Below are 12,333 nucleotides of genomic sequence, written 5' to 3' on the forward strand. Positions count from 1 at the left end.
CGCCGAGCATTCCCCCGAAAAGTTCGGGCCGCCGCAGCACACCATCGTGCAGCGCTTGTTGCGATCACTCAGACGCAACGGAGCCAAGGTGATCATCCCGCGTACAGTACCGGCCACTACTGGTGATCCCGGGACTGGGGCCGTCGCTGCGTGTGATGGGCACTCCGCGACGGCCCCAGTCCCTCCGATCCTGCGAGCAATGACGCAACCTCGGACCGGCCGACAGTCGGAGCTACATCCGTCAAGCGAAAGTAACATCCTCAGATGAGGCAATACGCAGGGCTTTGTTGCGCGCCGAATGCGAAGCTTCCCGCAATGAGCGCATCGCTCCGGACCGTGCTGGGGCAGCAGCACGATCCGGTGATGCCGTAGAGATTGCAGATGGAGAACACCGGCCGCCGATCTACTCGACCTAGATCATTCGCTCCTTGGCGTCTCGCAGGCTGCGGAGGTAGTAGCCTTGTGCCTGAACGGCTGACTTGATTTCGTCGCTGACCTTGAGAACTCTTTTTCTGCTCTTGCGCCACTTATGTGCAGAGTAAAGCACGGGGACGGCAGAGCCCGTACTTAGAACGAGCAAGTCGCGCTTGTCATTGCGATAGATATCAAACACCTTTTGCCCCCGCTGATCATCTTGAACAAAGAATGAAATATGTTTGGTCGTCTCGATGGACGAGCTTAGGATCTCGAACGGCTGTGCGGGTTGTAAATCTGCAACGCCTGCGAGTCTTGCTTCACCGCGTTCCGGATTTGGAACGGACTGATGCAAGCTCGGACCATCGCCAAATTCAGCGCTAGGCAGTTAATTCAGCGATGCCGTGAACGGCACGAGGCAGGAGGATTGGCTTGGAGCTCCAACAGCAATGATCAGCCGGCGGAGCAAATTTAGGGGACTGACGAATTCTGGGAAATGGCGTCCCCCGCCGCCATCAGTTTCAATAAATCCGATCCGAAAGACCTGCTTCTGCTGTTGCGTGCCCAGCCATCAGCGGCCACGCCAATGCCGTTCCGATTACCGCGTCATGAAATCGCGCGTCCCCCGAATGGTTACGGAAGATACATTGCTTCGATTCCATTGAGCAAGCGGACCCGCCGAGGTCCGAGATGGGTCAATGTGCCGTCTGGCGCGCGCATGCGGCAGGACCGATCTACCTTTGATAGCGAACCTTTCATACCTGACGTCGTTGAGCGATTGCGTCGCAACATTTAATAATTAAATGCAATTTACGCAAAATTAAATCTAGAACAGCATTTAATGCGGGGCTACAATCGGGCCAATTGTGCCGGACGAACGCACAAGGATCTCAGAAGAAGCGACTCCAGCATCCCTGCTTAGCCCCCCGGATGCAGGAGCCGTTTCTTCGAGTGCTGGAGGTGAGGAGTATCGAAGTGAGTGTGCCCTCTACTCGCTGGACAAGAGGCGAAGACGAGGCTTTTCGGAAGCTGGTGAATTCTCGCGCGTCATCGAGATCTATCAGCCAGAGTTTGAACAGAACCGAGAATGATTTGAAAAGGCGAGGCTACCTTCTCGGATTGCCGTTGAAGTGGTTCAAGCAACCTGTGGCTAGTAGCTCATGATCCTTTGGTTTGGATGAGCCCAGGCCCCCAAAATCGCAGTATTGAATGACCATGCAGAAGCAGATCGCAATTGCCCTTTGGTCGTTGGCCGCGGCATGCGTGCTGGCTTTTGTTTTGGCGGCAATCGACTCAGGCGGCGATTTCCGTAGCCCGCAAAAGCGTGCGAGTACAGAACAACCAAAATTGGGCTCAACAGGGGACCGGTAAACCGACAGGTGAAGCATGCGGAAAACTCGAGATCATGCCGGGCACATTGCCGCGCAAAGATGGGCGATCGCTTGGCGAACAGCTCCGAGGCTTCCACAGGGCTTTGCGGCGTACCATCCTGGCCGATCGAATAAGGCGGTCTTGAGCACATGCCGAAGATTCGCCCTACGTTTCCAAAGGCGTCTTCGCCCGCCTGCGAACGACAATGATGGTCACAGGCCATTAGAGCCCTTCCCGGACGGCTGGTGGGCTTCGCCGTGAGAATTTCCGTTCGGGAGGTTATCTCCGGCCCCCATGAATCAGCTGCCGTGGGCGCTCCAGGATCGGAACAGGCAGATGGTTGATCTGCTCGATATAAATTCGGGCCGGCATGACCGGCTCGGTTGATCGCGCTTGCGGTCACGCCGTCTCGACCCATCGGGTCGCGCCCCCGACCGGCTGTGAGAACCAGTTCACACGTCTCAGGTTGGGCGTCTGCTATGATCTCAGCGCCCAGTTCTTCCGAAGGACTCAAAGCATGGACGCAGAGGCACGAACGCTAGCTACTTTCCGGCGCAAAATTCGGCGGACCGCATCCCGGATAAATTTGCTGCAATAGTATGGTTATAGCCAGTTGTTTGACGACCATGCCAGATGGCATGCTTTGGCGCATGAAAGCTCGTGCGCTTGTGGCCTGGAATGTGCGCCGGATCCGATTAGATCGCGATATTTCGCAAGAGCAATTGGCTCGAGATACCGCGATTGACCGCTCCTATGTGGGCGGTCTTGAGCGGCAATCAAAGAACCCGACAATTGAACTTCTCGACCGGATCGCCGAATCGCTAGGTGTTCATTTATCTGAATTCTTTGTTCAGCCGCCCAAAGGAGCGACGACACCATCGACCTTGCCTAAAGGCCACAAGCCGGCGACCCCAGGTCGCAAGACGAAATAGCACTGCTCGGATGAGGGCGCTTACGCCATGTGGATAGGCAACAGCGCTGCTCATTAGGTATCGAGCATCGCCTACTTGAGATTGTTGAGGGGAAGTCCTCTTGGTAAGCACGGAAGCGGGGCTTTGAAACACTCGAAAGGCTTGGGGCGGGTCTCGCACGAGGTACAGCTCCTATTTCAGACTCAGGTGTCCATCGGAGATGACACGGACAGGCGCGTCTTCCAGAGCTTTCTGCTGCATACGCAGTGAATGCCTGTCGGATCGGTCGACAACAGGCTCAGTGGCAAGTGAGCCCGTGACCGCAGTGTCTAAGCGCTTTTGTCAGTCCTGTTCTCGCAGCCTAACCCCGATCCGATCTTCTCTTGAACATTCGTGAGCGGGCGAGCTGTGCACGAGCGCCATCATCCCACGTCCCAGATCGGGCTGAAGGCAGAGCGGAAATGAGTGATCGGCTATCACTCTCTAGATTTGCGATCGAAGTTGATGGCAGAGTGACGCTCACCTTTGAGGCACAAAATGCTCTCAGGCAGAGGCAATCGCCGAAGACAAGGGCCTGCGCGCCAAATTGAGCTCACTAACGTCTGGTAGTCTTCCTTTATCCGGAGACGATGCGACTGGAGGTGCGGCTCGCTCACTCGAAGAGGCTGCGAATTATAGGCAAGCAGCCGAAGCGTCTGCACCGACTGACGAATCTGATGCTCGTAAATTTAGTTGGGCTGGACGAGCCGAACCAGAATTAAATGCGCTGTCGATTATTATGAGAATAACCCTTGCTATTCAGATACAATCGTCCAATAGATACCACATTAAATAGAGGCGCAGCTGAGCGAGCGCCTGACAGCTGCCCATAAAACGGCGAGACACCGAACTCACCGCTTCTTCAACTGGCAGCATCGATGCCATCGGCAGGCACCGCAGAGGCCGTGTCAGATTGTGCGTTCCTGCGACTGAATTCAAAGCTGGATATTCGCTGACGTAGCTGCTCCTAGCGCCGGCGAAGATCGCGCTCGTCGCAATGACTAGGTCGCCAGAGCGATTGGCTTAACGCGAACATCGAAATATTGGGACTAGGCAGGCAAGCCCAGGGAGCAGCAGCTTGTGAAGAGGGCTGGGAGGACTTCCGATGCCAACTCCAATCGTAATCAAATATATCAATGACGTCCATGGTCGCGCGACGCACGGCATGAACGGCGCAGACGAGTTGCCACATCCAGCGCAAGAATAACTCAGAACGCCGCGGACAACATGGCGGGCCTAACCGAAGAATCAGGACTACCAAAGAATTGCAATAAGGAGCCGTTGGACTTCAGAAGGAAAACTGCTGTCGTCGAAGGCTCGAACGCAACAATATTCATCGTGGCAGCACAGTTGTGTGGTGCACAACCTTTAAGCAGGAGCAATTTTCGACCGTTAATCTCTGCAACGCTATTTAGCATCGATACACCCATTTGTTCTGCTCGAAACGATGGATCGAGTTCTTTCAATCTGACCACGAGCGCGTGATTTCTTTCGAACGCTGTGAACGAGCGTATGCCGTATTCCTCAAAGAGTTTGTCAGTCGGCGCATTGTGTTCGTCAATTGCCGCCTGTCTCAAGCTGCCGGTGAAGTGCCCAGCCTCTTCGCTCGCTTCAGTGACGGTGATGTTCTCCCGGGGAAGCAGTCGTCGCTCCAAAACGATTTGATCGAAAACAATCGCACAGAGTGCGACTGTAGAGAGTACGCCGACAGCAATTGCGACTTTTGCCTTCATACCTCAGTTTAACACGCCGGCTTGATGACACCTCTGATAGTTGAGGATCTTGTGGAAAGAGTTGAGTAGGCCAAACGAATCCACTCAAGAAGCTTGGTAGCTCCGGGAGCATCTACTGGCTTTTTAAATTCCGTTGCGGAATGAACCAGATCAATTCGTCTTCAGGCGAATGACTGTCAAATTGGCCAAAGAAGCAGGGAGGAGATTATGGCACGCGGAACCTATGTTGATTTTTTGAATGCGTTGGGGCAGCGAGAGTCCAGCGGCGTCTACACCGTAGAAAATAGGCTTCACTATTTGGGCAAATACCAGATGGGCGAGCTTGCATTCATCGACATTGGCCTCGTGAATCCAGATTCCACTCCAGGCAACAACGACTACAGCGGCGGTTTTACCGGGAAGTACGGCGTTAACAGCAAGGCTGATTTTCTTAATTCGCCCGCCGCACAAGACAGTGCCATACGAGACTATATGGCCAAGCAGTTCGGCTTCTTGGGGTCCGTGCTGCAATATGACGGCCAGACGTTGAACGATGTGCCGATCACGCTATCGGGTATGTTAGGCGGAGCCCACTTAGTAGGAGCCGGCGCGGCGAGAACGTATCTGAACTCGGGGGGCGATAATGTACCGGCCGATGGTAATGGTGTTGATATCACCGAATATATAAAGCTTTTTAACGATTATCAGACCCCCTTTACTATCAATCACGATAAGGCGGAAACGATCTCCGGCGGGGCAGGAAAGGACAAGCTTTTCGGAAACGGGGGCAACGACGTGTTGAATGGGAAAGGAGGCGATGACTTCCTTGACGGTGGCGCGGATGCCGATACTGCAGTGTTTTCCGGTAAACCTGGGGATTACAACATAGTACACAACACAAACAACACTTGGACCTTCAGTGAAGTCCGCGGTGACAAGGTTGATGGGACTGACCAGCTCAACAATATTGAATTCGCGCAGTTCGGAGACGGGCAAAAGTTTGCCCTGACGAAGGATGGCATCAAAAGCCAGACGGATTTCGCTTTTGTTATCGACACAACAGGCAGCATGGGATCATCTATCGGTGCGGTAAAAGCACAGGCAACTGCTATATTGGGAAAACTATTTGGTACAACGGACAACCCGATTGACGCCCACGTCGGAATTGTTGGCTTCAAGGACCCCGGCGAAGTTACGGGACTTCTTTCGTTCACCACCCAGGACGAACTTTCCGCTCGCAAACAAGCTGCGGTCGCTGCTATCAATGGCATATCAGTGGGCGGGGGCGGCGACATCCCGGAAGGAGATTATTCGGGGCTACTCTATGCCCTACAGGGCAACATAGGAGCGTGGAGGGACTCTGCTGGGTCGCGTAAGATCATTCTCTTCACTGACGCCCCAGCAAAAGATGGCTATTTAGCTCCACTTGTTTCTTCATATGCTCATAGTATAGGAGCAAGCATAACGAGTTCATCTCTTGCTCCCACAGCGTTTGGCAGTGTATCAACGTTCGCGTTGACGAGCGCTGCCCTGGCTGACGACAGCGCGCCGTCGAGCTTCAATATTCAAATTTTTACAATACAAGTGGGCAACGATCCGTCAGCTACTCCTGATTTACAGGCAATAGCCGCATTAAATAACGGACAGTTTTTTGCGGCAGGGACAAACCCCGATGAGCTTACGAACGCAATCCTTAAGATCATCGATCTGCCACCTCCCGGCACTAATCATGCACCTGTTATTGATCTCGATCTCTCCCTCGTGGCTAACTCAATTAGCGAGAAACCGGGGCTAACAGGAAGCTTGGTAAAGGTCCATACTGCTGGCGTGATTGCATTTACCGATAGCGATGTCGCCGACCGGCCAACTTTTGCAACAAACGGGGACACGATCGCGTGGCAAAGTTCGTTAGTGGATTACACGTCACACCTAACCGCGAGCCAAATAGAGGCATTCAAGGGCGCATTTGATGTTGCTGTCCAAGCGGGCAACACAAATGTTGGCAAAATCGACTGGAGCTTCACTATTGAAGACAACAAGTTGGATTTTCTGGCGGCGGGAGAAAGCATTACCGCAACTCGTGGTCTCATTGTCGACGATCATAATGGAGCGGACGTCACGCAGCAGATTTCGGTTACGATTGTGGGCGCAAACGATAATCCAGTTGGCTCTTCGGATAGCAATGGAACCGCAAAGAATTCTAGCTTGAGTATTTCCGCCTCGCAGGGCGTGCTGGCAAATGATACCGATCCTGACGTTCACGATCATTTGGCGGTCAGTTCAGTGAATGGATCGGCATCCAACGTTGGACATGTGGTGAAGGGCACATACGGGTCACTGACGCTCAGTGCCGATGGCAGCTATGCCTACATCGCCAACAAGGGCGCTCTGCCATCGCAAATCGTGGCGCAGGACACGTTCAATTACACGGTCTCCGACGGACACGGCGGATCGAGCACGTCGACGCTGAGCATTGTAGTGTCCAACCCGGACGCGATCTATCAGTCGGGGATGAACACGACGCTCTCCGGAACTATCAATGAAAAAAATGTGCTCGATGGTTCGGCTGGGCATGATGTGCTGATCGGCGGCAGCGCGCCGGACGTCCTGATCGCAGGCAACGGCGACGCGCTGACAGGCGGCCTCGGTCCGGATGCGTTCGTTTTCCGTCCCAACTTCGGGACGAACGTGATCACAGATTTTAGTATCAACAACGATTCTCTTCAGTTCGCCAAATCGATCTTCGCCAACGTCAACGACGTGCTACAGCACACTACGAACACTGTTGCTGGCGCCATCATCAACGACGGTCATGGCGATACGATCACGCTCACTGGAATAACACTTGCTCAATTGCAAGTTCATCAGGGTGATTTCCATTTGATATGACACGCTTGCATGAGCATCTGGGGTAACGCATATGGCAGGTCCTCTGAGCCAGAAGGACATTGAGCGCCGGGCGTATCACCTGTGGGAGCAAGCTGGAATGCCAAAGGGACGGGATCAAGAGTTCTATCTGGAAGCGGAACGACAGCTGAAGGAGGAGCTGATTCGCCACGAACTCAAGACGCCGGATACGCTGTAGAAAAAGCTGGAAGAGAAATCCGAGCGCTTTTTACGGCGTCGAGATCAATCCACTAGCTGTTGCAACGATCCACCCGTTGCCCAACGCACGATGGAATCGATTCGCCCGATGCCGGGAACTGTATCGCCGCGTGTTGCCCATCCGAATCCGATCGGGCCCTCCAAGGGCCGCCGTCCCGCCGCGAACATCAAGAACAGTCCAACCCTCAATGGTGGTCAGCCTTGTTTCCGGCGTCGGGACGCGAGGTGCGCTGGGAGCTATCGAGCCGGTCACCGGCATATCTGCTTGGACTGTGCTTGAAGAGTCTGGAGATAGGTGAGCCCAGCCTGACCATGCACCAAGGTTGTTGACGGCTGCAACTTCCTGCCCGTGCGGACGATTGATCGCCTGACCACAAGTTGATTGCAAAGCTCAGTTTCCGCCTACGAGCAACATGTCCCGCCACCCCGATTGCTTATTCGTGTTGGAGATCGACACTCCTCGAGCAGTCCAAATCTGAGTGCTTAGCCAGCGAGCCAGAACTTGTTGCATCACAGCAACGGGATGTCGGACTGGCAACGAAATGCGGCGCGCCTGTCCGCACAATGTCAGACCAAAACAAGCTTTAGTTGAAATCTATCATTGGTTGTCTATAATCCGTCGCGCTATTTTCGCTTAAGTCTTTTTTTGGAGGTTGCAGATGACGACCGTTCGCATTCAATCAATCCAGATTCCTGCCAATTCTTGCGACGCCGACTGCATGCCGTTACGGCACAACAAATGGCAGATCGATTTTCCCGTTACGGATCCTGCTCGAATAGGGATTGGATACATTGTCGAGCCCGCTCCCTTCGTGTTCGCGCCCGTGCCGTTCTCAATGCACGATCATCATTACTCAGCGAACAATACGCCCGATGCTGCGCGTGCCAATGTGACGTATCGGTTCACCGCTGCTGCCATCGTCAGAGATCTGGTAGTGGTTCAGCACACAAACGGCATTACCGAAATTGAGGGCTCAGTCTCTGATACGGGAGCTGGCGGCAGCTGGCAGAGCATCGGTCTCGCGAAGAGCCGCCTCGTGACTGACCCAGCGACCGGTAATACCTCAACTGGCGCAAATATGTTTGTCGAAGGATCGACTGACTTATTCGTATTTCCAAACCCGGCGGCCGCCAGGTTGTACCTCAGGATCGTGATACATAAAACTCCGCTGCCCAGCGGGTGGGCGACCTACAGAATTTATCCGCGAAATGATCAGCACGATCCGTATACAGTTGCGAGTCAAAATAGCTTAATGACAAGAACAGGCCAGGTCGTAACACCCTAGTCCAAGCGGTTTCCATCGGTTCGATCTTTGTCGTCCTGCTGCTCCTATTTGTTGCAGGACGACACCGTGCTGTTCGAGTGAAAGCAGCTAGCCTACACATGGAAAGGCAGACAAAGCTCCTGCAGAGGGCCTGTTGGCCATATTTAGCGGTCCCGGTCTTTCCCGCCAAATCAGCCTATGGCGGCGGGCACAAGTTAAGCTCACACAACGGCCGCGAACTTCGGTGCCCTACCCGACAGTTGTATCCGGTCCCGGCGACCACCTCTGACGTTGCTAACGCGTGGTCGACTGAGCTATTCTTCGATGTGTTTCTCGCGCCGCAAGCGGCTCGATTGAGATATTCTGACGTTTTTGAAGGAGGGTCGGCGTGAACAAATTATTGGGTTCAGTGTGCGCAGCTCTTTTCATATTTTCCGTCGCACCGTCATATGCGGACGATATTCTCGAACTCAATCGAAGCTTCATCGAGAAGTACAAGAACCGACTAACGATCTCCGCACAATACATCGTCGATGCGGCGCATAAGAAACCGAATCCGGGTGGCAAGGACGGTGATATGCACGTCGCGGGCCGGGCGCCGGAGATTGGTTTGGCTACAGTCGCTGAAATTCAGAATGCCAAGAGTGTCCCCGCGGCCGTCGATGCGATACACGCAGTCGAGGGGACTGGCCAAAGCATTGCTCTCTCCGGCGTCTGGCGCATCTGGCCAGAGCACGGCGGCGACAACAGCCATATTCAACAGTCTGGAGCTGGGGCTCCGTACGAGGGACCCACGCCCACCAATCCGCCGCACGTGTTTGAGGTCCATCCGATCCTTAATCTCGGCGGTCAAGAGCTTCGCGATACGCTCCAGCCGATCGCGGGCTATGAGGAAAAAGAGGCGGAGGATGCGTTCTCGCGGTACGAGCGGAGCACGTTTGAGATCACGCCATCGGAGGATCGGGTTCGTCTCCGCATGCGCATGATTGGCTTCAACTACGTGAAGTTCATGCTCAAGATTCGCAAACGATTCCACCGAGAGGAAGACGGTGAGTTTGTCTCTGCGGCTATCTATTCGGCTAAGGAAGACGAACAAGAACTCTTGGTTCATGATCGCCGAGTTGGTTTCGTTGCAGGCACCGCACCTGACGAGAAGCAGAAGTCATTGCAGGTCGGCGACTGCATGCTCGTGCTCGGAATTCCGCGAGTGGACCTTGCCTTAGTCTCCTGGCGCATCCGCCATGGCGGCGACGCGCTGCGCTGGTCAATGCCCTACGAGATCATTGCGGTCGGCGTTTACGATGACGCGCCGAAACAATGTGGCGACTAGGCGCGATCGTCGACCTCCAGTTTTCCTTGGCACCAAGTCGGCATAAGGCCTCAGCTACTTTGAAGCCGCCCTTGGCCTCATCGGGAGTAACGCACATGGCAGGTCCGTCAACCCAAAAGGACATCGAGTGCCGCGCATATGAGCTGTGGCAGCAAGCCGGGATGCCTGAAGGGCGCGATCAAGAGTTCTATCTGGATAGCGGAACGACAGCTGAAGGAGGAGCTGACTCGCCGTTTCCCGTGACGCGTTCCGTGGCTTTTTTGCGCTTTTTGCCGTCAAGGCTCACCACGACAATCAATCCTAGGGCGAATATCGTCTGATGAAATTGTTTGGAACGAGCGAAAATATCCCCGACGATCTGCTCGATCTATGGTCGGCCCGAGCCGACTCACTCGGCCCCGAAACGGTCAGCAGGGTGCTTTGCCCGCGCGCTCGCGAGATCGCGAACGGCAGCGTCACGTATGACCATGCCAGTGACTTTCTGCACGCGTTGCTGAGAGAAAAACACCAAAACTAACTGGCTAGTTGTTGCGAAAGCGGATACGTTTCGCCTTCTGGTTGCGCTCGATCGTTTAGATGGTCGAGTTATCCGTCTCACCATCTAGGCCGATCCTTCTTTTTTGACTAATAAGGAGGTTTGAGATGCACATAAGACATCTTTTCGAGTTCGGGATAATTCTAGGGTTGGTTGGTTGGAGTTCGGAACCTTACGCTCAGTCGTGTGAAGGCCCCGTCATCTACCAAAATCACGACGACAAAGGTGTGCCATGCTCGATCCCGGCAGATCGAGTCATTTATGCCGATACCCGAACAGAAGAGTGCGGTGTAGAAAAATATCGACAATGCCTGCTGAGATCCAAGGTGCAGGCCACAGGCATCTTCTTTGGCCATTTCAACGAACAGAACCCTGGTGATAACGCCGCCACTGTGAATTGTCAGTTGATGGCAAATGATGACGGCACACGGAGAAAAATCTTCAACAAAGTGCTCGACGTAACTGATTATTCCTATCCAAACGATGACCAAATGGAGAGCACGTATAATGCGGGCTATGACCTCAATAAGCGGAATGGTCCGGGACAGGTTACTTGGACTGGAATGAGGGACTTGCCCCCGTACAGCACCCACACTGATGCGAAGTTAGGATTCATCAACTACGAAACGATCGTCACCTTCCAAGTGACGAAAGGGCATCGCACAGGCGAATACAGCAATGACGGTAACAGAGGTAGTAACTGGTGGTTCATGCAATGCAATTTCGAAGCGACTTTTGAGGTGCTCGCCTCCGACCGCAATCCTCGATGTGGAATAGAGTTGTTCAAGTCGTGTCGAACACCGAAGCACGGCATAGACGGGACGGTACAAAAGAAATACTGCCCAGTGAACTCAGCAGAGATTGCCGTCTTTTCCGAGGTGGACGACAAAATGCGAAAAAGATTTCTACCGAGCGGAGAGCTTACCTGCTCTACTGCTGACGCATTTGCCGAGTCCGACAATTCTGAAATCTCAAAAAAGCTCTCAGCACTCCACGATAATCTAAAACTTCTACGCACAGCAAAAAGCTCCAGAGACATCTTTCCTTGGTTGCCGGGCGACCCAGTCTATCCAACTCGCTGGGACGAGTCGGACGTCGCACTAGCCCAGTTTCAAATTCTGCTTGAGCTTAATCGACTCTACACTCACTCCGGAGGAGCCGATCCAAAACTAATTTCAGAAATGGTTGCGATCGCGCCGAAAGTTGTCCCAGAAGCTGGTATGGAGGCGATGGTCGATTTGCTTGTGAAGCGCCGAAGCTACCAATCGTTACAATCGTTAAGGTTGGCATTTTCCGAGCAGACCAAAAAACTATCAGCGCGCCTTCGTCCCAAATACATAGACATGAACGATGACAAATATGCGTTTCTTTTCCCCGACGGCATCACATTGACAGATGAGGAAATCTACGACGCCCCGGAAAAAATCACGTTCTCGGACACCTCAAAAAGCAAGGAAATCTACCGGCTGAGTGAAGCTGCGGTGATTACCGGCCTTGATCAAACTCGCCTCATACAGAACCGCGCTCTGGACCTCCTCGATTTAAAGGTGATAGAGCCGGCTCCGGAAATCTGCACAGGACGTTAAGTGGAGTTTCTGCCTGACGACGGGCACGATAGGCCCGCGAATCAGGAGAGACGATGAGCAGACGA

10 protein-coding genes are annotated in these 12,333 nt (G+C 53.7%); 8 read left to right on the plus strand and 2 right to left on the minus strand.

The genetic code is table 11. The annotated features are described in order from the left end of the window. Positions 1 to 412 precede the first annotated feature (412 nt). Positions 413 to 613 carry a hypothetical protein gene (locus IVA82_RS49020; RefSeq protein WP_247383572.1) on the minus strand — a complete coding sequence of 67 codons (201 nt, stop codon included), beginning with the start codon at positions 611 to 613 and terminating at the stop codon, positions 413 to 415. Between the two features lie 1,822 nt (positions 614 to 2,435). On the opposite strand from IVA82_RS49020, the gene IVA82_RS21225 reads away from it, so the two are divergent. After that, positions 2,436 to 2,717 (plus strand): helix-turn-helix transcriptional regulator, encoded by a 282-nt coding sequence (locus IVA82_RS21225; protein ID WP_247383568.1) that lies wholly within the window; start codon positions 2,436 to 2,438, stop codon positions 2,715 to 2,717. A gap of 1,226 nt (positions 2,718 to 3,943) precedes the next feature. On the opposite strand, the gene IVA82_RS21230 is transcribed toward IVA82_RS21225, so the two are convergent. After that, positions 3,944 to 4,468 carry an inhibitor of vertebrate lysozyme family protein gene (locus IVA82_RS21230; protein WP_247383567.1) on the minus strand — a complete coding sequence of 175 codons (525 nt, stop codon included), beginning with the start codon at positions 4,466 to 4,468 and terminating at the stop codon, positions 3,944 to 3,946. 207 nt (positions 4,469 to 4,675) lie between these two features. Here IVA82_RS21230 and IVA82_RS21235 point away from each other — a divergent pair, with 207 nt between their 5' ends. From IVA82_RS21235 to IVA82_RS21265, 7 genes are all read left to right on the plus strand, one after another. Further along, positions 4,676 to 7,336, plus strand: coding sequence for an Ig-like domain-containing protein (locus IVA82_RS21235; protein ID WP_247383566.1), 2,661 nt, complete (start codon positions 4,676 to 4,678; stop codon positions 7,334 to 7,336). A 31-nt stretch (positions 7,337 to 7,367) separates the two neighbouring features. Further along, positions 7,368 to 7,532, plus strand: coding sequence for a DUF2934 domain-containing protein (locus IVA82_RS21240; protein WP_247383565.1), 165 nt, complete (start codon positions 7,368 to 7,370; stop codon positions 7,530 to 7,532). Between the two features lie 679 nt (positions 7,533 to 8,211). Continuing rightward, a complete protein-coding gene (locus IVA82_RS21245; protein ID WP_247383564.1) occupies positions 8,212 to 8,838 on the plus strand; it encodes a hypothetical protein in 627 nt (208 codons plus the stop codon). 367 nt (positions 8,839 to 9,205) lie between these two features. Further along, positions 9,206 to 10,147, plus strand: a complete 942-nt coding sequence (locus IVA82_RS21250) for a hypothetical protein (RefSeq protein WP_247383563.1) — start codon at positions 9,206 to 9,208, stop codon at positions 10,145 to 10,147. Between the two features lie 95 nt (positions 10,148 to 10,242). Further along, complete coding sequence (locus IVA82_RS21255) at positions 10,243 to 10,467, plus strand: DUF2934 domain-containing protein (RefSeq protein WP_247383562.1); 225 nt, start codon at positions 10,243 to 10,245, stop codon at positions 10,465 to 10,467. Then, positions 10,467 to 10,664, plus strand: coding sequence for a hypothetical protein (locus IVA82_RS21260; RefSeq protein ID WP_247383561.1), 198 nt, complete (start codon positions 10,467 to 10,469; stop codon positions 10,662 to 10,664). The genes IVA82_RS21255 and IVA82_RS21260 overlap by 1 nt, the downstream gene beginning before the upstream one ends. Before the next feature lie 125 nt (positions 10,665 to 10,789). Continuing rightward, on the plus strand, positions 10,790 to 12,268 hold the full coding sequence (locus tag IVA82_RS21265) for a hypothetical protein (protein ID WP_247493499.1): 1,479 nt from the start codon (positions 10,790 to 10,792) through the stop codon (positions 12,266 to 12,268). Positions 12,269 to 12,333: the final 65 nt, after the last annotated feature.

Origin of the sequence: Bradyrhizobium sp. 142 (assembly GCF_023074015.1) — a bacterium.
Lineage (GTDB): Bacteria > Pseudomonadota > Alphaproteobacteria > Rhizobiales > Xanthobacteraceae > Bradyrhizobium.